We start from the raw sequence: 24,988 nt of genomic DNA, 5'->3' as shown, positions 1-24,988 counted from the left end.
GACTGGCATCCACTGTAATCCATGTAGTTCTTTTTGTCCGTCCGGACATTATTAAGAAAAATAAAATAATTTTGCAGATTTTAAGTTTGTAAGGAGTTAGTTAACGGAAGGATCCACTTAGAAGAGGTTCTCTCGACCTGATGAAACAAGGCCATATTTCAAGTCCCTTCTTCTCTTACGGGGCGGGTAGGATCATTTTTTTTACCCTGGCAGCCCTGTTCCTGGTTTCCTGCAGTACCAAGAAAAATACCCTGACCCGCAGGATGTACCATAATCTGACGGCTCATTACAATGCTTACTGGAATGGAAAGCAAAGCATCAGGGAGGGAGAAGAGGAACTTCAGAAAGCAGCAAAGGACAATTATTCGTTCATCCTTCCGGTCTTCAATTATGGCACGAAAGAACAGGCCGTTTCAGTCAACCCACAGATGGACAGGGCCGTTGAGAAGGGATCCAAAGTGATTCAGAAGCATTCGATGTTCTTCGGTAACAGGGAGTATGTCAACTGGGTCGACGACAGTTACCTGATGATCGGTATGGCCTATTTTTACAAACAGGAATACCTGATGGCCCGCAGAACATTTGATTACGTGATCAAGAACTATGAGAACGATCCCATCAAGTATGAGGCCATGATCTGGCTGGCGAGTTCCTACATTCAACAGCAGGAATGGAACAAGGCCCAATCGCTTCTCGACCTTGTGCAGAGTGAAATTGATAAAGAGGTCCTCGCCTTGAAGATGGTAAAGCGACTGCCTCTGGTGTATGCGGATTTCTATATCAAACAGAAATTGTATAAGCAGGCGGTCCCCTATCTTGAAAGGGGACTTGAGATCAACCATGACAAGGTCACTCAGTGCCGCCTGTTATTCATTCTTGGTCAGATTTATCAGGCCGATAAAGATTATGAAGCTTCTTCCGAGTACTATACCAAGTTGATCAAGCGGGGTGCACCATACGAAATGGCTTTTAATGCCCGTATCAACCTGGCACAATCCTATTCGGCTGCAACAGGTGATAAAAAAATGATCATCAAACAGTTGCAAAAAATGATCAAGGATCTTAAAAATGAAGATTTCCTCGACCAGATCTACTATGCTCTTGCTGAAATTGCACTCAGGGACAATGACGACAGCCTTGGCATCAAATACCTCAAGTCATCGGTAAGCAAGAGCACATCCAATCTTTATCAGAAGTCAATATCATCGCTTCGCCTTGCCGATCTTTTCTTCTCCTATCCCGATTATGCGAATGCTCAGGTGTACTACGACACAGCGGTGATGTTCCTGCCTGCTGATTACCCGAACTATGATCCCATCGTCACCAAGGCCAGGTTGCTGACCGATCTTGTGACCCACCTCACTACGATCCACGTGCAGGACAGCTTGCAGGCGATTGCAATGATGCCGGAGAAGGAGCGTATGGATCTGATCAATAAAATGATTGCCGACTACAAGGAAAAGGAACGGCTGCGGAAAGAGCAGGAGGCTCTGCTCCAGAACCAGGTCATGATGGCTTCTTCCTCCTACCAGACACAGCAGAACGTTGACCGTCTTGCAGGCGGAAAATGGTACTTTTACAATCCGTCCACGCTTAGTTTCGGCTATAATGAGTTTTTGAAAAAATGGGGCAACCGTAAGCTTGAAGATCTCTGGCGCCTGAAAAACAAACAGGTGATCTCCATGGGACAGGAGGAGGAATTGGCAGAGGCCGATTCACTCACCTCCGATAGTACGGCGGTTCTTTCCACCGATCCGCTCAAACCGGAAACCTACCTGCAGAACCTACCCCTGACCGAAGAACAGATGGCCAGATCCAATAAGATGATTGCCAATGCCTTCTTTCAGTCGGCATTGATCTATGATGACGGCCTCTCTGACTTTCCAATGGCCATTGAATCATACCGCGGCCTGATCGACCGGTACCCGTCCGACGAACGGGTTCTGGAGGCCTACTTCAACCTCTACTCCATCTTTACCGATCTGCAGGACTCAGAGCGAACTGCCTTTTACAGGGATCTGATCGTTAACAACTACCCTGATAGCGATTATGCCAAAATCATCATGGATCCCAATTACAGCCTGGTCCTTCAGGCTCAGCGTAATAAAGCCGCCATTCTGTATGAAGAAACCTACCAGGCTTATCAGAACGAACAATATATGATGGTAAAGATCTATTCGGAAGAAGCCATGACCAATTATCCCGAAGATAAGGTCCTGATCCCGAAATTTGAATATCTGCGCTTGCTGGCTGTCGGGCAGAGCGTCGGCCATGATTCACTGGGTGTCCTGCTCCGGCAGTTCATTGAAAAATATCCATCCCACGAGGTAACCCCGCTTGCTCAGAATGTGCTGAATCATCTGACTATCATCGATGAAATCCTTGCCGATAACGATTCTACGCTCAGCACCGACTCCCTGGAGATCAACCAGGAAGTCATAGCACCCTATGTATACGAGCCCAATACGATCCACTTTTACATCCTGGTGGTGGATGCAGGACGCATCAACGTCAATGCGACCAAGGTGAAAATATCCGATCATAATCAGAAATATCACCGCCTGGAAAACCTGACCATCAGCAGCGTTCTTCTTGATAATAAGCGGCAGATGATCACTGTCAGTAATTTCCGGAACAAGGAACAGGCCCTCACTTACTTTGCAGGAATCCGCAACAGTGAGTACATTTTCTCCAATATCCCTTCGGATGCCTTCAGCCAGTTTATCATCTCGTCCGAAAATTACCGGATCTTCTATGAAAATAAGGACACGAAAGATTATTTAAGGTTTTTCACGAAGAATTATCAGACTGAAAATTAGCCGGAGTGAACAGAAAACTTTAGAAATTAGCATTATGCGGGATTTCGTGCAACATTTTACATTAACTTTGCGTAAAATCGAATTCAAACAACCATTTTAATTATAAATCAAAGATATACTATGGTGAAGAATAATTTACCCGATGCACCTTCGATCAATCTTCTGGGCGCTGGTACCATCCTGAAGGGTGATATCACCTCCAGCGGCGATTTCCGCATTGACGGCACAATGTTGGGCTCCATCAATTCCAAAGGTAAAATCATTGTCGGGACGACCGGGAAAATTGACGGTGAGGTCGTATGCCAGAATGCAGATATCAGCGGTGAGCTTAAAGCAAACATCACGGTGACGGAACTGTTGACCTTAAAAGCCACAGCCAAGATCCACGGTGACATCCGCACCGGAAAACTGGCCATCGAATCAGGAGCTAGCTTCTCCGGAACCTGCTCCATGGAAGAACCTTCTTTTAAACGGGATAAATTTGTTCTGGAAAATGAAAAACCAATTGTCAAAGAAAAAGTCCTTTGACAATTTCATCAGGTATTCCAGTATTTCATCCCAGATGCTGGTCATCATCCTTGTGGGTATCTTCGGTGGTGTGCAATTAGACAAGCTGATCAAGACCGATTTTCCTGTTTTCACGGTGATCCTCTCAGTTGTATCTGTCTCACTGGCTATCTATTATGCAGTTAAGGATTTTATTAAAACCAAATGACATGCGGTCTCCGTTTCCAAGGTTCGTCGCCAGATTGACTGTATTCACCCTGATCCTGGGACTGATGACATGGCTCGCTTTTTTTCTCCTGCCGAAGGGATCTGCTTCTGTAACGGTTCCGTTCCAATTTGTTTTTTTTTACACAGTAACCCTTTGCGTCCATTATGTTCTTCTGAAAGCAGCGCGCAAAAGCCCGGGTTCATTTGTCACCCGCTTCATGGTGGTCTCTTTCCTTAAACTCCTGCTCTACGTTATCGTTCTGGTCATCTACCTCCTGCTGAATAAAGGGGATGCCTTACGTTTCACCGTTCCCTATCTAATGCTTTATGTGCTGTTCTCATCTTTCGAGATTTACTCCTTTCTCAAAATTTCGAAAACATTCGTTCCAGATCAAAAGGAGGTAAGGCCATGATCCATATCACGCGACGGGAGAGGTTTAATGCTGCTCACAGGCTTTTCAGACCTGAGTGGTCCGATGAAAAAAACAGGGAGGTGTTTGGTAAATGTTCCAATCCCCTGTGGCACGGACACAATTATGTCGTCTATGTTACCGTTAAGGGAGAAATCGATCCGGTTACCGGGTTCCTCGTAAATTTAAGTGATCTGAGCAAGGTCATCACTACCTTCATCATTGATAAGGTTGACCATAAGAACCTTAACCTGGAAGTTGATTTTATGAAAGATAAGCTTGTTTCGACTGAAAATCTTGCGATAGCGATCTGGGATCAGCTTGCCGGTCCGGTCCGGCAGCTTGGTGTTGAATTGCATTGCATCAAAGTGGTGGAAACAGAAAATAATTACGTTGAGTATTACGGACACAAATGACCAGGAAATTTCGTGGTAAAACGCTAAAACTGATAACCTATGGCAAGCAACATTGTTCGGGAAATGATGAAAGAAAATACGATGGATGGCTATGAAAAATTTGATCTGTACAACAAGGAGGCAATTGAGAAGCTGAGCAATCATTATAAGGACATCCTGAAGCTTTTGGGGGAGAATCCTGACCGGGAAGGGCTGTTCAAGACCCCTGAAAGGGTGGCCAAGGCAATGTTGTTCCTGATGCATGGTTATGATCTTGACCCTGAAGTCATTCTCCGGTCGGCTATGTTTCAGGAAGATTACAAAGAGATGGTCATCGTAAAGGACATTGAAATCTACTCCATGTGCGAGCACCATATGATCCCCTTTTTTGGCAAGGCACACGTGGCCTATATCCCGAATGGGTACATCGTGGGATTGAGCAAGATACCGCGCGTGGTTGATGCTTATGCACGCAGGCTTCAGGTCCAGGAACGCATGACACGCCAGATCAAGGAATGCATCCAGAACACGCTGCATCCGCTGGGCGTTGCCGTAGTCATTGAAGCCGTGCACATGTGTATGTCGATGCGGGGGATCCAGAAACAAAATTCTGTGACAACCACATCCGATTTCACCGGAGAATTCCAGAAGGAGGCCACACGGGAAGAATTCATCCATTTGATCGGTTCCCGGCTTCATTAAAATCATTCTAAGTTGACACGATAAATCATTGTAATTTAAATACTTAGAATGATAAAACACCAGATCGGTCAAAGTTGTGAAAGTTTTATATTTTTGCACCTCTCAGAAAAGTACACACTATGAAGGCTTATGTTTTCCCCGGACAGGGTGCCCAGTACCCTGGAATGGGTAATGATCTGTATGATGGACACGAACAGGCCAGAAAGCTCTTTGAACGGGCCAATGATATCCTGGGATTCCGGATTACGGATGTGATGTTCAAGGGTTCCGAGGACGACCTGCGGCAGACGCGTGTGACTCAGCCTGCCATTTTTCTTCATTCTGTCATTCTCTCCAGAGTAATGGGTGATCGTTTCAAACCCGACTTTGTTGCCGGGCATTCACTCGGGGAATTTTCCGCGCTGGTCACCTGCAAGGCGCTCAGCTTTGAAGACGGCCTGCGGCTGGTGGCCAAACGTGCCGATGCGATGCAGAAAGCCTGTGAGGTCCAGCCTTCCACCATGGCTGCCATCCTCGGACTGGATGACGAGGTGGTGGAAAAAGTGCTCAGGTCCATTAAAGATATCGTCGTGCCGGCGAATTATAACAGCCCTGGTCAAATTGTCATCTCCGGGACAATCACCGGTGTTGAGCAGGCCTGTGAAAAATTAAAGGAAGCAGGCGCCAAACGGGCTATCCTGCTGAAAGTCGGCGGTGCGTTCCACTCACCGCTGATGGAACCTGCCCGCCTGGAACTGGCAGAAGCCATCAACATCACCGAGGTCAAGGTACCCACCTGTCCGGTCTATCAGAATGTCAATGCCCAGTCGGTCACAAATCCGGATGTGATCAAGTCCAACCTGATCAAACAACTCACCTTCCCGGTTCGCTGGACGCAAACCATCAAAAACATGATTGCTGATGGCGCTGATACGTTCATTGAGATCGGTCCCGGCAAAGTCCTGCAGAACCTGATCCTTCAGGTTAAAAAAGACATAAAGGTGCTGAGCGGGGAAGTGGATATGTAATTCGTTGATGTGCGCCCTTTCATTACCCTGAAAGCTTTTTAAGGTATGGATGATGATCACCACCGGGTGCTACAGGTGTTGCTTTGCGGATTTCGTATACCGCCTGAATGCTTGGCAGGGCATCTTCACATCCAAAACCGTTTCCCATCAGTACCTGCCGGTAACTTTCAGTATGAAGGTCGGTGAATCCATCGCTGAATTCCACGTCATTCCCATTCACAGTGACGCGCCGGAAGGTGCGAAGACCTTTTATGCGAGCCTCTTCAGGCAGCAGGTTATGATCCAGGCTCAGGAACCACCTGACACGGGCTTTTTCGAGAGTCAGAAACCCCGAAACGGTTTTATCATCTGAATAATGGACCGTATTTTCCCTGACCGTTCCAAAAATGTCAATCAGCATATCGAAGAAGTGTATCCCGATATTGGTTGCCACTCCGCCCGAATTTGTAATGTCGCCTTTCCAGGACCTGAAATACCACTTGCCCCGCGAGGTGACATAGACCAGGTCCACATCATACACCTTATCGGCCGGTCCGGCCTGAACTGCCTTTTTAAGCTCAATGATTGCCGGATGCAACCTGACCTGGAAGATCACATTGATCTTTCGGCCTGTTTCCCGTTCGATCTCCTGAAGGGCCTCCACATTCCACGGGTTCAGCACCAGCGGTTTCTCGCAGATGACATGGGCCTGGTTTCGGAGTGAAAGACGAATGTGAGCGTCGTGCAGGTAGTTGGGTGAGCAAATGCTGACATAGTCAATCCTGCGGTCACCCTGCCGGCGCAACTTATCCAGATGCCGGTCGAAACGTTCGGGTTCCCTGAAATAATCCGCATCCGGGAAGTAATTGTCCATGATCCCCACGCTGTCGTGGGGGTCCAGAAAGGCAACCAGTTCATTCCCGGTATCCTTGATGGCTTTCATGTGGCGGGGTGCTATGTACCCTGCAGCACCGATCAATGCAAAATTCATGATGTTGGTTTGCTATGAATGATGAATTATTCTTCCCTGATGACTTTCCCCTCTGAAAGGATGTAAGACTGGTCGCTTTCCGGGCACCGGGCCCGGCCATTTTTGTCAAACTGAAGCCTGTGGCCGTAGGCACTCATCCAGCCGGTTTGCCTGGCCGGATTACCCACCACAAGTGCATACGGAGCAACGGATTTTGTCACCACGGCCCCTGCCCCGATAAACGCATAATCACCGATCTCCACACCGCAAACGACCGTGGCATTGGCACCAATGGTCGCACCCCTGCGCACCAGGGTCCTGATATACTGCCCCCGCCGCACAACTGCACTCCTGGGATTGACCACATTGGTAAAGACCATCGACGGACCAAGAAAGACATCATCCTCACAAACCACCCCCGCGTAAATCGAAACATTGTTCTGAACCTTCACATTGTTCCCTAACTGCACCCCGGAGGCAATGAAAACATTCTGCCCGATGATGCAGTTCTCCCCGATCACCGAGTCGGTCATCAGGTGAGAGAAATGCCACACCATGGTCCCTTTGCCTATGATACAGCGTTCATCCACAATGGCACTTGCATGTACAAAATATTCTTCCGGAAGCTTCATGATCCGTTCTGTTTGAGAAATTCAAGAATCGATTGAATGATATGATCCTGCTGTTCGTGGTCCAGCTCCGTGTGCATGGGCAGTGACAGAACGACATCGCACAAAGCCTCTGTCACCGGAAGATCTCCAACGGCATAGCCCGTATCGCGGTAGGCCTTCTGCAAGTGCAGGGGTACAGGGTAATAGATCATTGCCGGTATGTCTTTTTCCTGCAGATATTTTTGTAGGGCATTGCGGTCAGCATGGATGATCCGCAGGGTATACTGATGGAACACATGGCTGGTATAGGAAGCCCGGTACGGAATTTTCACGCCGGGACACTGTTCCAGCCCCCGGTCATAATAATCCGCTGCTTCCTGACGCTGACGGGCGTACTGATCCAGGTACTTCAGCTTTACATCCAGAATGCCGGCCTGGATGCTGTCGAGCCTTGAATTCACTCCGATGTAGTCGTAATGGTACCGTGTGAACATGCCGTGATTGACAATTCCCCGCATCTGAGAGGCCAGCGCATCGTCATTGGTGAACAGTGCACCGCCGTCCCCGAAAGCTCCAAGATTCTTGGAAGGAAAGAACGACACCGTACCGATCTCCCCCATCGTCCCCGCTTTTCTGACGGTTCCGTCGCTGAACCGGTAATCAGAGCCAATCGCCTGGCAGGCATCTTCGATGACCAGCAACTGATTCTCCCGGGCAATCTGAAGAATGGATTCCATTTCCGCGCACTGTCCAAACAGATGGACGGGAATGATAGCCCTGGTCCGCGGTGTAATGGCTTTTCTTACCTGATCCGGATCCATGTTGAATGTATCCGGATCCACATCCACAAGAACCGGCTTCAATCCCAGCAAGGCAATCACCTCAACGGTCGAAACGAACGTGAACGACACGGTGATCACCTCGTCACCGGGTTTCAAACCCACGGCCATCATCGCCACCTGCAGGGCATCCGTTCCATTGGCACAGGGAATCACATGCTTCACCCCCAGGTAATGCTCCAGGTTTTTCTGAAACCGGCCCACGGCCGGCCCATTGATGAAAGCAGTGGATTCCGCTACCTCCTGAATGGCCGCATCTATTTCGTTCTTTATCCTGTCGTATTGTCCTTTCAGGTCAACCATCCTTATCGGTTTCATGCTGCAGGTATTTGATTCAAATCTTTATCCGTTCTGCCGGATTGTGGAAACATAAAATCCCGGTGAACTTCTGACCAGGATCCTTGTGGCTGCAATCCTTCCTAAAACGGGCGCAAATTTACGATAATTTGATGTCTGAACGAAAGCTCTGTGCCATTTTACTACCTTTGTCATCCCTAATCCAAAAGAAAAATGATCCGGGCCCGTCATATCCTCCTCACCCTGTTCTGCCTGGCAGGATCTTTTTCCTTAACGGCACAGCAAAGTATCAGGGATTCCTCGATCACGATAACGACGTTAAGGGTGAATTTGGGATTTTATATCCCCGGTGGCGATATCGCAGAACGGTTTGGACCCAATTTCACCACCGGAGGCGAATTTTACGTAAAAACCCGTAAAAACTTCCTGGTCGGTACAGAAGGAAATTTTCTGTTTGGGAATGCTGTCAAAAATGAAGAGGAAGTCCTGGGAACGCTCCTGACGGATAAGGGATGGGTGATTGATCAATACGGCACACCAGCGGATGTTTTTCTCTATGAAAGGGGATTTTCTGTCTTTTTGAAACTTGGAAAAATTGTGCCTGTGTTCGGGCCCAATCCGAACTCCGGATTGCAGTTTTCGCTGGGAGGCGGGTATCTGCAGCATAAGATCCGGATCGAAAACATTGAGGGAACCGTACCACAGGTGATGGGTGACTATAGAAAAGGTTATGATAAACTTTCGGGAGGATTTGCCATCTCAGAATTTGCCGGATATGTCCATTACGGGAACAATAAGCGCATTAATTTTTCTGCGGGTTTGGAGCTACAACAGGCCTGGACTTCCCCGATGCGTCCGTATGATTTCAACCTGATGGGGAAAGATACCTCCAGAACGCTGGCACTGTTCTATGGGATAAAAGCGGGATGGATGATCCCATTCTATCGGAAATCCTCTTCAGGCTATTATTATTATTGATGCGATTTCTCTACACCTTATCGATCCTGATCTACGGTCTGGCTATCCGGGTGATGTCGTTGTTCCAGCGGAAAGCCGCCCTGTGGGTTTCCGGTCGGAGGAAGATTTTTGAACGGTTGAGTGACTTTAAAAAATCCTCCTCTGCACCCATCCTGTGGTTCCACTGTGCATCGCTGGGGGAATTTGAGCAAGGACGTCCGCTCATCGAACGAGTCAAGGCCACCTTTCCGGAGCACCGGCTACTGCTGACCTTCTTTTCCCCTTCGGGTTACGAAATCCAAAAGCATTATCCCTTGGCTAGCCTCGTCAGCTATCTTCCTCTTGACACACCCTGGAATGCGAAAAAATTCATAAAGACAGTCAGGCCGGAAAGGGTCTTTTTCATCAAATATGAATACTGGTACAATTTTCTGTCTGTCCTTGCCAGGAATAACATACGCGTTTACATCATTGCCGCTGCCTTCAGGCCACGACAGGTCTTTTTCAGGTGGTATGGAACCTGGTTCCGCAAACAGCTCCGGAGAATCACCTGCCTGTTTGTCCAGAATGAACTCTCGTTCCGCCTGCTGGAGCACCATGGGATAAAAAATGCCATCGTATGCGGTGATACCCGGTTTGACAGGGTTAAAGCCATCGCAGATCACCCCAGGCACTTCCCGGAGATTCAAAAATTCATTGATGGTCATCCGGTAATCATTGCAGGAAGTACCTGGCCTGAGGATGAAGAGCTGCTAATCAGGTTCACCGAAAAAAAATCAGTCGGTCTTCGGTTTGTGATCGCACCCCACGAAGTACATCCTGAGCGGATCCAGTCACTGATCAAAAGGATTGGGCAATCAGCCCTTACCTATTCATCACTTCTGTCCGCGGGCGAGGTGACTGCGGAGATCCTGATCATCGATAGCATCGGAATTCTGTCGCATCTCTACCAGTATGCCACCGTGGCTTACATAGGAGGCGGATTCGGGAAAGGGATCCATAACATCCTGGAAGCTGCCGCTTTTGGCATACCTGTCCTGTTTGGACCCCATTACGGGAACTTTCAGGAGGCCGCCGACCTGATCCATTTAAAGGGAGCGTTTTCGATCACCTCAGAGGATGAACTCATCCGGAAAGCAGAAGAGCTGATGGCGGATCCCGTCAAGTACAAAAAGGCTGCCGGAGCAGCCTTTTCCTATGTTAAGGATCATACGGGCGCTACGGACATCATCCTTGACTTTATTCAAACCATCCAATAGATTTTTACCATGATAAAAAAAACAAGCCGACTGAAGAGCAAGGGAAACATCGTCCTCCTGCTGGAAAAGAAAGATCAGCTGCCTCCATCCTTCCTGACAGGGGAAGAATTTTCCTATGTGATCCGTCAGAAGGAAAAACAGGAAAAAGACCTGGTGGTCCTGAACCGGTACGATCATCTTGTGGTGATCCAGTTCATCAAAGAAGAAGCATCCGCTCCGAAAAGATGGGAAAACTGCCGGATAGCCGGTGACAGGATCGGGACAGTGCTGAACGATCATAAGATCAGGGAAGTGATCCTGTTGGATGTTGAAGGCAGGCAGGAGGAAACACTTGCCCTGGCGGAAGGGATGGAACTGGGCAACTATCAGTTCCTGGCCTATAAAAAAGATCCCGGGAAGAAAAAGAATTCGCTGGAAACGATATCCATCTGCTCAAAAAGTGTGACCCCGAAAATGGTGGACCTCCTCAATAGTGTATGTGAGGGGACCAGCCGGTGCCGAAACCTGATCAACGAACCGGTGATCAACCTGAATGCCGCCAGGCTGGCCGGTGAAATAGAAAAGATGGGTAAAGAGGTGGGTGCTGAGGTGGAGATTCTGAACAGAAAAAAAATTGAAGCACTAAAAATGGGAGGGTTGCTGGCCGTCAATAAGGGGAGTCTGGATCCACCCACCTTCTCCATCTTCAGCTGGAAGCCTCCAAAGCCTGTCAACAAAAAACCGTACGTACTGGTGGGCAAAGGGATTGTGTTTGATACAGGCGGGCTCAACATCAAGTCGGGGAACTACATGGACAACATGAAGTATGACATGGCAGGGGCGGCAGCCGCAGCCGCAGTTGTGTATTCAGTTGCAAAAGCAGGCCTGCCGGTTCACGTCATTGCATTGATACCTGCGACGGATAACCGACCGGGCGGTAATGCCTATGCTCCCGGCGACGTGATCTGTATGTATGACGGAACCACCGTCGAAGTTCTCAATACCGATGCTGAGGGCAGGTTGATCCTGGCCGATGCGTTGAGCTATGCCAAAAATTATGATCCTGAACTGGTGATTGATATTGCCACACTGACTGGTGCAGCGGCCATGGCCATTGGAAAATACGGTATTGTGGCGATGAAATCAAAAAGCGATGATGAGTTCGCAAAACTCAAAACTGCCGGTGATGCGGTGTATGAGCGAATCGTCGAGTTTCCGTTCTGGGAGGAGTACGGTGAACTGATCAAGTCAGACGTTGCAGAAATCAAAAACATCGGCGGAAGGGAAGCCGGTGCCATCACCGCCGGAAAATTCCTGGAGCATTTCACTGCTTATCCCTATATTCATCTCGACATTGCAGGACCTGTCTGGTCGGAGAAAAAAGACAGTTACCGGGGTACAGGGGCGACAGGGGTCGGGGTGAGGCTGCTGTTTGAGTTTTTACGAAGGAAGTATCAAAATGATCAATAGCAGTCATTTTTAGTCATTACGCTTCGCTGTCATTTGCTCAGCACTATGTGCTTCGCGTTATTCGTTGTCGTTCATCGTTATTCATTGTTTTATCACGATAAATGACCACGAATGACGCGAGGCGCCGCAGGCGCCGAGCAAATGACTATAAATATCGCGAGGCCCAAAGGGCCGAGCAAATGACCACAAATAACCACACAGTACCATGAATACTTTTACTACTTTTGCATAAATTGATTTTCTATGGAATCAGATCAGTTACAGGAACTTGAGAAAATACATCCCGATCATCTGGTCAAGGTGGGGATCACTCACGGGGATATCAACAGCATCAGTTACGAGATCATCATTAAAACGTTCAGTGATCAGCGGATCGCAGAATCATTCACTCCAATCCTTTACGGACAATCGAAAGTCGCTTCTTATTATCGTAAAATGTTCAACTTTAACGAGTTAACATTCAATCTGATCAAAAAAGCCGACACCGCGCTCCCTCGAAGGATCAACATCATCAACTGCTATGAACAGGAAGTAAAGATCGAACCGGGCCACTCCACGGAAACCGGGGGCGAACTGGCTTACCTCTCGCTGAAAATGGCCACGGAGGACCTGATCAAAAATCAGATCGACGTTCTGGTAACTGCTCCCATCAATAAACACAACATACAGTCGAAAGAATTTCAATTTCCGGGGCATACCGAATACCTTGCCAGCCGCTTCAACGCGCATTCCTATCTGATGATGATGGTGGATCAGCAACTGCGTATAGGGATCATGACGGGACACCTTCCCATCCGGGAAGTTGCCGCCTCCCTGACACGGGAGATGGTCCTGCTGAAAATCCGTATCCTGTACGATTCACTGGTCAGGGATTTTGGGATCAGGAATCCCAGAATAGCCGTGCTTGGTTTGAATCCGCATGCAGGCGATCAAGGTCTGCTCGGAACCGAGGATGAACAGATCATCCTGCTGGCCATCCGGGAAATGCAGGAAAAACAGATGCTGGTTTTTGGCCCTTTTTCTGCCGATGGCTTTTTTGGAACGTACAATCACAGGCATTTCGACGGAGTCCTGGCTGCCTACCACGATCAGGGGATGATCCCATTCAAAACCCTTGCGATGGAAACAGGTGTGAACTACACGGCCGGATTGCCTTTTGTCAGGACCTCACCGGCCCACGGTACGGCTTACGACATTGCAGGAAAGAATGAAGCCTCTCCCGATTCGTTCCGGCAGGCCTTGTACCTCGCTGTGGATATTTTCAATAAACGCAGGGAATACAGCGAAATCACCTCCAATCCTCTCCAGAAAGCAGCACACCCGGAAGATGTATCCGAACAAGAGCAGGAAGAGATCCATTGATGTCCTACACCATTGATGACATACACCGCATTGTGGGGGGTAAGTTGATCCTCAGATGTGAGGATGAAAATCCTGTCAGTGAATTGCTCATCGACAGCAGGCGCCTGCTGACACCGCGCAAAACACTCTTTTTTGCCTTCATCAGCTCACGGAACGATGGTCACCGGTACATCAGCGAACTTTACAAAAAAGGAGTACGGAAGTTTATCGTTTCACGGCTCCCTGATGATCTGAAACCGGATGAAAAACCGAACATCATCCTGGTGGAGGATACCCTGAAAGCCATGCAGGCCCTGACCGCATTCCACCGGAAGCAATTCACCTGTCCTGTCATTGGCATCACGGGCAGTAATGGCAAGACGATCGTAAAAGAATGGTTGTTCCAGCTGATGGGTAAAGAAAAACGGATCGTGCGCAGCCCTAAGAGCTATAACTCACAGATCGGCGTTCCCCTTTCCGTCTGGCAGATGGATCAAAACGATGAGCTGGCCATCATTGAAGCCGGGATCTCACGGCCGGATGAAATGGAATACATCGAATCCGTAGTCCAGCCAACGATTGGGATCTTCACCAACATTGGGCAGGCCCACGATGAGAACTTTACGAACGTCCAGCAAAAGATCACGGAAAAGCTCAAGTTATTCGTCCATACAGATACGCTGATCTATTGTGCTGATTCTGAGCTCATCGACAAATCCATACGTTCCAACAGGCTGCTTTCAGACAAAAAACTTCTCACCTGGGGACTTTACCGGAACGCCCATTTACGCATTACTTCCATCGAGAAATCCGGAAGTACCACCCGAATGACCGGTACCTATCACCAGGGGTCCGGCTCTGTTACCATTCCGTTCACCGACAGTGCATCCATCGAAAATGCCATTATTTGCTGGCTGGTCATGCTTTTTTTTGAATATGATCCCGCCATCATCCAGGAAAAAATGAGGTGGCTCTCCCCGATTGCCATGCGAATGGAAATGAAGGAAGGGATCAACCATTGCTCCATCCTGAACGACAGCTACAGCGCGGATGTAAAATCGCTCAACATTGCCCTTGACTTTCTCGACCAGCAGAAACAGCACGACCGCAAAACGGTGATATTGTCCGATTTTCTTCAAACCGGTAAAGCGGATACCGATCTGTACAACGAGATTGCATCTCTGCTGGCGGGCAAAAAAATCAATCGCCTCATCGGCATTGGGCCGCGCATCAGGGAACAATCCCGGTACTTCCCGATGGACAAGGTATTTTTTTCTGACACGGATGCATTCATCAGAAGCTTTAATCCACGGCATTTCCGGGATGAAGCCGTGCTTTTAAAAGGTGCCCGGGTATTTGAGTTCGAGAGGATCAGCAACCTTTTGCAGCAAAAGGCCCATGAAACGGTTCTGGAGATCAACCTGGACGCATTGATCCATAACCTGAACTATTTTCGCGGTCTGATCCGTCCCACGACGCGGGTCATGATCATGGTGAAAGCTTTTTCCTATGGAAGCGGAAGTTATGAAATAGCAAGTCTTCTGCAATATCATCAGACGGATTACCTGGCCGTTGCCTATGCAGATGAAGGATATGAACTCCGTAAAGCTGGGATTACCATGCCCATCATTGTCATGAACCCGGAAGAAGAAAGCCTGGCAGGGATGATCCGCAATCAGCTGGAACCTGAGATCTATAATTTCAGGGTGCTGGATATGCTTGACAGAAGTGTACGTTCGTACAACGGAAGCCTTCCTGAACCTGTAAAGATCCACATCAAACTCGACACAGGCATGCACCGGCTGGGATTTGATATCGGTGATCTTGAATTACTTGCGGCCCGCATCAACAACAATCCCATGCTGAGGGTTCATACGGTGTTCTCTCACATGGCTGCAGCTGAAGATCCGGTCCATGATCCTTTTTCCAGAGAACAGATCCAGTTGTTCGACAGGATGTGCAAACAATTAAACAGACTGCTCGGGTATCCATTCCTGATGCATCTGTTGAACTCGGCAGGGATCTGCCGTTTTCCTGAAGCGCAGTATGACATGGTACGGCTGGGCATCAGCCTGTATGGCGTGCCTGCATGTCCCGAACAGGCTGACAAGCTTCAACACGTCAGTACCCTGCGCTCTTCTGTCTCCCAGATCAAAATCGTACATGCACGGGAAACAATCGGCTACAACAGGGGGTGGACCGCTAAGAGCGAAATGACCATAGCCACCGTTTCGATTGGATATGCCGACGGATTGAACCGCCGGCTGAGCAATGGCAGGGGCAGGTTGCTGGTAAACGGAACGTTTGCCCGGATCGTAGGTAGCATCTGCATGGACATGTGCATGATCGATGTCACCGGGATGCAGGTGAAAGAGGGCGATGAGGTGATCATCTTCGGAAAGGATTATCCCATCACTGAACTCGCCCGGGATATGGAAACCATACCGTATGAGGTGCTGACGGGGATATCCAGGAGGGTAAAGAGAGTGTATTACCAAGAGTAAAATTCCTAAATCAGCGGAATTTAGGATTTACGATCCCCATCGTACCGTCAATTCCGATCGTCACAAAGCTTTTTATCGCTTCCACTGCTGTTTCAACCCGCGGTATCAGCATCTCCTCCTCCTGCCGCGTCCATCGGCTCAGCACATAATCCACCTGTGTACCCCGCGCGAAATCACCCCCGATGCCGATCCGCAGTCTGGGAAACTCCGTAGTTTCAAGATGAAAGATGATATCCGCAAGGCCGTTGTGTCCGCCGTCGCTTCCCTTGACCCGCAGGCGCAGCTGTCCCGGTGGCAGTGCCAGGTCATCAACAACCACCAGCAGGTTACCGGGCGGCAGCTTTTCCTTGTTCAGCCAGTATTTGACGGCTTTGCCACTCAGGTTCACATAGGTGGATGGCTTGATCATCTTCAGGATGCGCCCTTTGTACCGGGCAGTGGCCACTGAAGCGTAGCGGTCCGGGGCAAAGGTCACATTGAACGATAAAGCAAGGGCATCAAGCACAATAAAGCCGATGTTGTGGCGTGTGTTAGCATACTGCTCGCCCATGTTTCCAAGTCCCGCGATGAGGTACTTCAAGGTGATTGTATGTGTTAAAATGTTTAGAGGTTAAGGTTAGGAGGCCAGTTTGGTTTAGGGTCGAAAGGTAAAGTATGACTACCATCCTGACCTCTAGACCAAACCGGCTTCTTAACCCTAACCTCTAAACCAGCATTACTCGGTTTTTGTTTCCTTTTCCGCACCCGCTGCGCCTGTATCGCTGGCCGGTACGGCCCTGGTAATGGCCACCGTGACCACTACGTCGCGCGGTGAATCCATCAACTGCAGATTGTCGATGGAAATGTCCGAAACACGGATCGACTGACCCACAACCAGTTCGGTAACGTCCACCTCAATATATTCAGGGATGTATTCAGGGAGGCCGTGCACACGGATCTTTCTTTTCTTCTTCAGAAGCTTGCCACCGGCCAGAACACCTTTGGCCACACCATTCATCTGAAGGGGCAAGGCAACGGTGACCATTTTCCCGGGCTTCAATTCCATAAAGTCTGCGTGCAGGACACGATCGCTGACGGGATGGTACTGTACATCCTGGAGGATGGCATTGAATTTCCGGCCATCGATATCCAGTTGTGTAATGTAGGTATGGGGAGTAAAGATCAACTCGTTGAAGCTGGTGTCGTCAACGGTGAAGTGGATTTGTTCCTCTCCGCCGTAAAGCACGCAGGGTATTTTACCACTTCTCCTGTGTGCTTTAGCATCTTTTTTCCCTACGCTCTCTCTGCGGGAGCCGCTCATAGATACTGTTTTCATGTTTTTTGATTTAATTAATGATGACTAATCAGGTTGTCGAACTTATACAATGAACTGATCGACTTATGTTTATGAACCCGGCGGATCACTTCTGCCAGCAAATCGGCAGTGGTCAGTACCCGGATCTTCGGGTGTTCTTTTTTCAGTGGGATGGTATCGGTGACCACGAGTTCGGTAAGGGCCGATTCGTCGAGGTTCTGATAGGCTTTCCCTGACAGCACCGGATGGGTGATCAGTGCCCTGACGCTGGCAGCTCCGTTTTCCATGATCAGGTTGGCTGCCCGTTTGATGGTTCCGCCGCTGTCGATGATATCGTCGAGCAGAATGACATCCTTTCCCCTGACATCTCCCAGAAGCGCCATTGCACCAACTTCCCCGGGCTTTGAGCGCTGCTTGTAGCATACCACCATTTCAGTTCCCAGGATCTTGGCATACGCAGCTGCGCGGCGTGTACCGCCCGTATCCGGAGAGGCCATGATGGCTTTTCCCAGTTTCTTGTCAAGGATATCGGGTATGAAAATGGAGGATGCGTACAGGTGGTCAACAGGGACATCGAAAAAGCCCTGGATCTGGTCGGCGTGCAGGTCGATGGTGATGAGGCGCGTGACACCGGCCGCCGAAAGCAGGTTGGCCACCAGCTTGGAGGCTATCGACACGCGGGGCTTGTCCTTACGGTCCTGCCGGGCATAGCCGTAATAGGGTATAACGGCGATGATCTGCTCGGCGGAAGCGCGTTTCGCGGCGTCGATAAGCATCAGCAGCTCCAGGATATTCTCGGCGGGCGGGAAAGTGGACTGGATGATGAAAACATCATTCCCGCGGATATTGTCCTCGAAGGAGGGCTGAAATTCTCCATCGGAAAACCGGAGAATGTCGACATTTCCCATCGGTTTACCATAGATCTCACATATTTTTTCGGTCAGCGAGAGGCTGTCGCGGCCGGAGAAGATGCTGACTTTTGGTGTCATTGTGATGATGTTTTTGGTAGTGAGGCGGAAGTGGGGTACAAAAATACATAAAATTCCAAATTCCGGGGATCAGGATCCAAACAAATTCCAGGGATCGTTGTATCACATACCTGTTAATCCCATTTTCATCAAAATGTTACCCTGTTTTGATCACTTTTTCATGAATGTTCAATGTTTTGTTCAACCGTTTGGAATTTGGTTCCTGGAATTTGTTTGGAATTTGGACCTTGGAATTTGGGATTTACTACCTTTGTAGCCTTGCCCGGATGGCGGAACAGGTAGACGCGTTGGTCTCAAAAACCAATGGGCGCAAGCCCGTGCCGGTTCGATTCCGGCTCCGGGTACGAATATTGCAAATAAACCACTGTTATTCAGTGGTTTATTTTTTATGAGGATCCAGATGAGTATCCAAAAATTCTATTTATTGAGCTTGTTTATATGTAACTGGGGTCTGTTTTAATAAGTAGTACGACATTCTCCTGACTAACTCTTTTCCCTTCAGTAGGCTGCATTAATCCAAGAGATTCGCATAAAAGAAGCTGCGTCAGAAAGTGCTCATAGCTTCATAAAATAACCATGGCATTTTATGCTAAAAATGACTCACTTAATAAAAAAACTCACTAATGTTAAAAATATACATCTGACTATCAAATCATTTTCAGATTTTTTGTTAATTTTATGAGCTGTGATGTGAACCATAGAACATAATATCTTACAAATAGTCAGCTCAAGATGTAGTACGCTTTTATCCGTTCTAGACAATTGAAATAATGTCACCTAAATTAATGAATATCTAATTGGCTATCAGTTTAACCAAAATATGTAATAAAATTTATAGTATCAAAATCCCGATAACTCAATAATAATGAGAATTTTTATCGTAACGTTAGCCTTAATATCCTGCCTCTTTGCTTATGCTGATCAGGACCCTACTCCGCGACACGATTATGTGCCCAATGTCATTCCTCCGTCACCGACAGCTGCAGAGCTGGGACGTTATGGGCAAATTCCGGTTGGAATGTTTACAGGTACTCCACAAATATCAATTCCTTTATATACAATGACCTCCAGACAACTCTCCATCCCGGTTTCGTTAAGCTACAGCAGTAATGGCATAAAAGTGGACCAGGTAGCTTCCTGGGTAGGTCTGGGATGGTCGTTAAACGCAGGAGGTGTGATTACAAGAATAATTAGGGGACAGGAAGATGAAAAAACAACATTTCCAGTGCCGGTAAATATTGAAGAAAACTGCTACGAAACATGGGATTTTCTTCATCATATATGGAACGATATGCTGGATACGGAACCCGACCTTTTCTCGTTCAATTTTGCAGGACATAGCGGAAGTTTTGTTATGTATGTGAATGAGCAAAATGAATGGGATATTGCGTTAATTCCATTTCAAGCTCTGAGAGTTGAATTTGATTACATCCAGGGAGAGCTTGATAATTTTACCATTACAACTTCAGACGGAATAAAATATTTATTTGGCGGTGGCTTTATTGAAACATCAAAAGTCTGGAATACTGGGTCTTCATGCACAAGAACGTATGGCCAGTCCCAAAGAACATCCTGGTATTTGTATGAAATAATCCATCCCAGTGGCGATACTATAGAGTTTGCATATGAATCCAAACACCTTCAGTATTCTACTGGAATATCAGAGACGGTGACAGAATTATTATATCCGAACTCCTGTCCTTCCATCCAGTGCGAACAGAATTATAATTCCACGTTATGCCGTCAAGTTTTAGTTGCTGATACATGGCATCTGACTGAGATTGAAGCCAATGACGGTAGTAAGATCATTTTTTCTTCTTCAGATGACAGACAAGATCTGAATGACTACAAGCTCGATAGTATTATTGTTTATGATCCTGACCAAAATATGTATAAAAGGTTCGATTTTTCATATTTTTTTACAACGCACAACCAATATCTAAACGTAAATCATAACTCAGATACAACACTTAAACATAGAATGTTTCTTGAGGGGATCCAGATATCTGATAATTCAAGTACCGTAATCCAGACGTATGGATTCGAATACATCCAACCGAATGATTTGCCCCCCAGATTATCCTATGCCCAGGATCACTGGGGTTTCTTTAATGGTGCATCCAATGATTCTTTTGTCCCTGATCCAGGCGACGACTGGCATGGTATCTTCTCAAACATTTATAATAATAGGGAGCCTAATGGTAATTATTCCCCAAAGGGTTTGTTGAACAAAATAATTTACCCAACAAAAGGATACTCTCTATTAGAATATGAACCAAATTACGTTATGGCAGAAGAAACGATATATGATCAACCTCAATCATTGTTACTTACTGTATTGGGAATTGGGTTTCATCAACCTGGTGAACAAGAGGAATCCCTGGTTGTCCCATTTTCTCAATGGTGTGATCTACATGGAGAACTATCAATCGATACAATTGATCCTGGTTGCTCCAATGCGCCAAATGACAGCCATTTCAAAGGCAATATAACACTTAAAAAAGCGGGATCCGAAACATTCATAGTTGATGAAGAGCTTATATCATCTAATCTTAAATTCGACAAAAGAGTTTATCTGATAGAAAACACGGATTATATATTGACTGTAAAGTCACATACAAAATGTGCAAAAGTCACTGGGCGGTTAACGTATTATGATGATTCTTTGGTTCAAAATGTCCCTAAAGAAGCCGGAGGACAACGCATAAAAAAAACAATCCTTGAAGATAATGTTACGGGCCAACACGAAACTATACGTTATTATTATGGCCCAAAGGATGACACAGACAATATATCAGCATTACTAAACGGTAAAATAATTCCTTATTCAACTTATTCAACTACTAAACCTTGTGATGTTGAATGTGAATATATTACTTGTGACTATGTGACCCTTCATTCAAGCAGTGTAAACACACTCTATAATTCAAACGGGAACCATCTTTTTTACGAGTACGTTACAAAGTCATTTGGCGAGAACTTTGAATACGGTGGAGAAGAATATAAATTTCAAACATCCTTTGATAGCTATGGTAATCCCATATGGGGAAAACAAACGATCATGGGTGGCACGAAAACCAATGGCAGCTGGGAGGCTGGAAACCTTATAGAGAAAAAGACCTTTCGAAAAGCAGAGGGTAACTCATTGATAATCAATAAACACGAGATTAATACTTATCAAACGGATGAAAGGAACAGCAAAGAAATAAATGGATATGTAATAAGAAAGAGTTATGAAACTTATTGTGAAAATTTATATTCCATTAATTGTACTCCAGAGTTAGTAAATGATATATTATATAGTTATTGCGATACTAACCACGACCATTGGTGGGTTCGGAATGGGGATGAATCTACATGCCAGGCACAGGATTATCATATGGTCCCAGTATATCATCCTTGTCATACCCATAGTGTTGGAGAGCCGGTAGATTTATTTTGGGATATGAACCAATACGTAGTCAACGAGTATCAAATTTTATCCAAATGGCAATACCTCGAAATAAGCGAGGTAAGGGATTATGATATAGATGGGATCAATTATCTTTCAACCACGACCCAGCATTTTTACGACAATCCCTCCCACGCCCAGGTCTCCCGGACGTATACCACAACCAGTGACAATAAAAGAGAATATTTGCTCACCCTATTTCCAGATGATTATGCCAACATTGAAGGACAACAAGGAGATCCAGTGGGTATGATGAAAGAGAAACATATGATAAGTACCCCTATCGAAACCATTCAATATGAATCCGACGCGAATGGAGGGAATATTAAAGTGCTCCGTGGGAATATAAGAACTTACCGGGATTTCGACGATCATATTTTGTTAAATAGTACTTATCAGCTTGAAACATCCGATCCTATACCTAAATCGTCCTTTACGTTATCCAATTTCCAGGAATCAGGGATTTTTCCGCCAGACCAGGGTGATCCTCAGGATTTTGCCATAGGGCAATGGGACCAACATTATTCACCAAATCCTCTCGTGACGATCGATGAGTATGATAATTACTCAAATATTCTGCAATATCATAGGGAAAATGATATTAACGTGACCATCCTATGGGGCTATAACTATACTTACCCCGTCGCTAAAATCGAAAATGCTAACTATAATCAGGTCATCGGCATTTTGGGAAAGTCTCCTTTAAATATTACTTATGAACAACTTCAGTCAAAAAATAGTGAAGAACTGGAAGGAATATTTCAAATCCTTCGGGATCATGAAGAAATGAAGGAATCTCTGGTTTATTCCTACACCTATTCCCCACTTGATGGAATGACCTCTGAAATTTCTCCCAACGGTATCAAAACCAAGTATGATTACGATGATTTCGGGCGACTCTCCTCGATCAGGGATAATGATTTGAATATTCTGAAACATATTGAATATAAGTACGCAACAGGACAAAATCAATGAACCGCAACTACCTTTTCTTTATTATCCTACTGCTGAGCATCAGCGGACTTTCGCCCTCCTTCGCCCAGGTACTGTCGCCCCACTGGGCGTTTCAAGTCGGAGGCCAGGGAGATGACCGGGGAATGAAACTCATGGCCGATCTTACCGGGAACATCTATTTTGCGGGAACCATAGAAAATACTGCCTGCATCAATCAAACAACCGATACGATCACCAGCCTTGGCTATGAGGATATTGTATTTGGTAAAATCAATCAGGATGGTCAGCTTTTATGGAGGAAACACCTGGGTGGCAAAGGAACAGATGCACCTTCTGACATCACGGTGAATGCAAATGGGGAAGTTTTCCTGTCCGGCATCTTTGAGGATACGATCCATTTCGGGACCACCTTCCTTAAAGCCAAAGATTATATTGATAGTTTTATAGCGAAATATGATTCCCTAGGCAACCTGTTATGGTTGCGACAAATATCCGGGCTGGACAGCGAGCATTGCGTGACCATAACTAGTGACACTTATGGAAATCTGATCTGTGGAGGATTCTTTGCCAACACTCTGGAGTTCCCTTTGCAAAACACCGGTATTATCCAATCCCAGGGTGAATATGATGGATTTCTTGCGAAATGGAGTCCCTGGGGTGCGCTCCTATGGATAGAACTGATCCCTGGTCCGGAAATCAGTCAGGTGAAAGATGTGTTGATGGATAATAATAACTCATGCTATGTCATCGGAACCTTCAGTGGTACCGTAATTCCGGACAGTACGCAAAATGCTGTCAATTCATTTGGGGGAAAAGATGTTTTTATTGCCAGGTACAACCTCCTTGGTGATCTGCTTTGGTTTAAGACAGCTGGAAGTATCCTTGATGATAACGCGAAGTGCCTTACCCTGGGTGGTAATGATAAAATGATCATGACCGGTGAATTTAAGGAAAATCTGCGTCATGAAAATAAGACAATCCTGAGCGCCGATGGAGGTGATGATATCTTTCATCTGAAGTTCAATAAGAATGGTATTTTACAAAGTTTTACAAAACATGGTGATATTAATAATGATTTTGTTTTCGATGCCTGGATACCGGTTGGACAAAAAATTATGATGGCTTCTGACCTGAAAATTCTGGGGGGAAACAAAAGCGTTACACTTGCCAATTATGAGATGCTGGGAAATATTGCTGATATCCTTGAAACATCCACGAACTTTAATCCAATAATCCTTTCAGCCGTCATGACTCAGCCGGATGAGATTTATTTCTGCGGAACATTTCATGACAAAATTGTATTGGATCAATTTACACTTAATTCCAGAGGACAGGAAGATTTATTTATCGTTAAGCTGGCGCCTGAACAGGATAGTGTCACCGAACTAAAGCGAAATGAAGCTGATACTATTTTTTTCCCAGCTTCGGATATGCATCCGTCCATTAATGATGATTTCACCCTTTATTCCTACCCTAATCCTTTCGGCGAAATCACTCAGATCATTTATTCGTTGCCTCAGGCTTGCAATGTGTACATTGAAATACTGGATATGAAAGGGAACATAATCAGAAAGTATGATTTCCCCAATCAATCGGCAGGAAACCATTTCCTGGATTTTAATGGAAAAGAATTACATACCGGCAACTATTATTGCAGGTTTTACGCATCGGGGGAGACAATCTCCGTGATCAAAGTCATCAAACTTATGTGCCTTCATTAAATGAATGAATCCTGAAAGATACAAGCTGATGAAAACCAATCATAGTGCGACCCAGATCAACCAGATAGCCAGGTTCTCGTTTTGCACCCTGATGATGCTTTGTTTTATTTCGACTTTAGGTCAGAGTCCGGATTATAATTACATCAAACAGACCGATCTGCTTATAAAAGAAGATGACACTTCTAATATCGGCTCACTTACGGATGGGGAAAAATTAGTGACCGTCCAGTATTTCGACGGTTTGGGCCGGCTCATTCAGACCAACGCCTATCATCAGTCTCCTAACAGAAATGACATAATACAGCATTTTGAATACGACGAAGCGG

21 protein-coding genes and 1 tRNA gene are annotated in these 24,988 nt (G+C 46.5%); 16 read left to right on the top strand and 6 right to left on the bottom strand.

Translation table 11 applies throughout. The features are described from left to right. Positions 1-140: 140 nt before the first annotated feature. From PKI34_07940 to fabD, 7 genes are all read left to right on the top strand, one after another. A complete protein-coding gene (locus tag PKI34_07940; protein ID HNS17734.1) occupies positions 141-2,819 on the top strand; it encodes a hypothetical protein in 2,679 nt (892 codons plus the stop codon). Between the two features lie 120 nt (positions 2,820-2,939). Next, a complete protein-coding gene (locus tag PKI34_07935) occupies positions 2,940-3,347 on the top strand; it encodes a polymer-forming cytoskeletal protein (protein HNS17733.1) in 408 nt (135 codons plus the stop codon). Beyond that, positions 3,313-3,534 carry an AtpZ/AtpI family protein gene (locus PKI34_07930; GenBank protein ID HNS17732.1) on the top strand — a complete coding sequence of 74 codons (222 nt, stop codon included), beginning with the start codon at positions 3,313-3,315 and terminating at the stop codon, positions 3,532-3,534. Before PKI34_07935 ends, PKI34_07930 begins: the two co-directional genes overlap by 35 nt. A 1-nt stretch (position 3,535) precedes the next feature. Continuing rightward, positions 3,536-3,946, top strand: a complete 411-nt coding sequence (locus tag PKI34_07925; protein HNS17731.1) for a hypothetical protein — start codon at positions 3,536-3,538, stop codon at positions 3,944-3,946. Then, positions 3,943-4,359 (top strand): 6-carboxytetrahydropterin synthase, encoded by a 417-nt coding sequence (locus PKI34_07920; GenBank protein HNS17730.1) that lies wholly within the window; start codon positions 3,943-3,945, stop codon positions 4,357-4,359. The genes PKI34_07925 and PKI34_07920 overlap by 4 nt, the downstream gene beginning before the upstream one ends. Before the next feature lie 81 nt (positions 4,360-4,440). Continuing rightward, entirely contained in the window at positions 4,441-5,040 is a 600-nt protein-coding gene (gene folE, locus PKI34_07915) for a GTP cyclohydrolase I FolE (protein HNS17729.1), read from the top strand. 119 nt (positions 5,041-5,159) lie between these two features. Further along, a complete protein-coding gene (fabD, locus tag PKI34_07910) occupies positions 5,160-6,047 on the top strand; it encodes an ACP S-malonyltransferase (protein HNS17728.1) in 888 nt (295 codons plus the stop codon). Between the two features lie 22 nt (positions 6,048-6,069). Here fabD and PKI34_07905 read toward each other — a convergent pair whose 3' ends face one another. Genes PKI34_07905 through PKI34_07895 form a run of 3 tightly spaced genes read right to left on the bottom strand, consistent with a single transcriptional unit; the run spans position 6,070 to position 8,764 of the window. After that, positions 6,070-7,020 carry a Gfo/Idh/MocA family oxidoreductase gene (locus PKI34_07905; GenBank protein ID HNS17727.1) on the bottom strand — a complete coding sequence of 317 codons (951 nt, stop codon included), beginning with the start codon at positions 7,018-7,020 and terminating at the stop codon, positions 6,070-6,072. 23 nt (positions 7,021-7,043) lie between these two features. After that, entirely contained in the window at positions 7,044-7,628 is a 585-nt protein-coding gene (locus PKI34_07900) for an acyltransferase (GenBank protein HNS17726.1), read from the bottom strand. Then, complete coding sequence (locus PKI34_07895; protein ID HNS17725.1) at positions 7,625-8,764, bottom strand: DegT/DnrJ/EryC1/StrS aminotransferase family protein; 1,140 nt, start codon at positions 8,762-8,764, stop codon at positions 7,625-7,627. Before PKI34_07895 ends, PKI34_07900 begins: the two co-directional genes overlap by 4 nt. Positions 8,765-8,956: 192 nt before the next feature. Here PKI34_07895 and PKI34_07890 point away from each other — a divergent pair, with 192 nt between their 5' ends. From PKI34_07890 to PKI34_07870, 5 genes are all read left to right on the top strand, one after another. Next, complete coding sequence (locus PKI34_07890) at positions 8,957-9,721, top strand: hypothetical protein (GenBank protein ID HNS17724.1); 765 nt, start codon at positions 8,957-8,959, stop codon at positions 9,719-9,721. Then, positions 9,721-10,959: a glycosyltransferase N-terminal domain-containing protein gene (locus tag PKI34_07885; protein ID HNS17723.1), complete on the top strand. Its 1,239-nt coding sequence runs from the start codon at positions 9,721-9,723 to the stop codon at positions 10,957-10,959. Before PKI34_07890 ends, PKI34_07885 begins: the two co-directional genes overlap by 1 nt. Before the next feature lie 9 nt (positions 10,960-10,968). Further along, entirely contained in the window at positions 10,969-12,408 is a 1,440-nt protein-coding gene (locus tag PKI34_07880; protein HNS17722.1) for a leucyl aminopeptidase, read from the top strand. Between the two features lie 243 nt (positions 12,409-12,651). Then, positions 12,652-13,770 (top strand): 4-hydroxythreonine-4-phosphate dehydrogenase PdxA, encoded by a 1,119-nt coding sequence (gene pdxA, locus PKI34_07875; protein HNS17721.1) that lies wholly within the window; start codon positions 12,652-12,654, stop codon positions 13,768-13,770. After that, positions 13,770-16,253, top strand: coding sequence for a bifunctional UDP-N-acetylmuramoyl-tripeptide:D-alanyl-D-alanine ligase/alanine racemase (locus PKI34_07870; GenBank protein ID HNS17720.1), 2,484 nt, complete (start codon positions 13,770-13,772; stop codon positions 16,251-16,253). Before pdxA ends, PKI34_07870 begins: the two co-directional genes overlap by 1 nt. A gap of 10 nt (positions 16,254-16,263) precedes the next feature. On the opposite strand, the gene pth is transcribed toward PKI34_07870, so the two are convergent. From pth to PKI34_07855, 3 genes are all read right to left on the bottom strand, one after another. Then, a complete protein-coding gene (gene pth, locus PKI34_07865; protein ID HNS17719.1) occupies positions 16,264-16,833 on the bottom strand; it encodes an aminoacyl-tRNA hydrolase in 570 nt (189 codons plus the stop codon). Positions 16,834-16,968: 135 nt separating this feature from the next. Next, entirely contained in the window at positions 16,969-17,568 is a 600-nt protein-coding gene (locus tag PKI34_07860; GenBank protein ID HNS17718.1) for a 50S ribosomal protein L25/general stress protein Ctc, read from the bottom strand. Between the two features lie 14 nt (positions 17,569-17,582). After that, the gene (locus tag PKI34_07855; GenBank protein HNS17717.1) at positions 17,583-18,545 is read right to left on the bottom strand and encodes a ribose-phosphate pyrophosphokinase; all 963 of its coding nucleotides are present in this window, start codon (positions 18,543-18,545) and stop codon (positions 17,583-17,585) included. 251 nt (positions 18,546-18,796) lie between these two features. Between PKI34_07855 and PKI34_07850 the strand changes: the two genes are divergently transcribed. The 4 genes from PKI34_07850 to PKI34_07835 form a co-directional block, all read left to right on the top strand. Next, positions 18,797-18,880: transfer RNA gene (locus PKI34_07850), tRNA-Leu, on the top strand. Positions 18,881-19,401: 521 nt separating this feature from the next. Next, a complete protein-coding gene (locus PKI34_07845; protein ID HNS17716.1) occupies positions 19,402-22,962 on the top strand; it encodes a hypothetical protein in 3,561 nt (1,186 codons plus the stop codon). Then, complete coding sequence (locus tag PKI34_07840) at positions 22,959-24,662, top strand: T9SS type A sorting domain-containing protein (GenBank protein HNS17715.1); 1,704 nt, start codon at positions 22,959-22,961, stop codon at positions 24,660-24,662. Before PKI34_07845 ends, PKI34_07840 begins: the two co-directional genes overlap by 4 nt. Positions 24,663-24,690: 28 nt before the next feature. Beyond that, on the top strand, positions 24,691-24,988 hold a 298-nt coding region (locus tag PKI34_07835), incomplete at its 3' end, for a DUF6443 domain-containing protein (GenBank protein ID HNS17714.1).

Source organism: Bacteroidales bacterium, from assembly GCA_035342335.1.
Classification (GTDB): domain Bacteria; phylum Bacteroidota; class Bacteroidia; order Bacteroidales; family JAGONC01; genus JAGONC01.
Note: the sequence above shows the minus strand (reverse complement) of the source record. Positions and strands in the feature narration are given on the sequence as shown.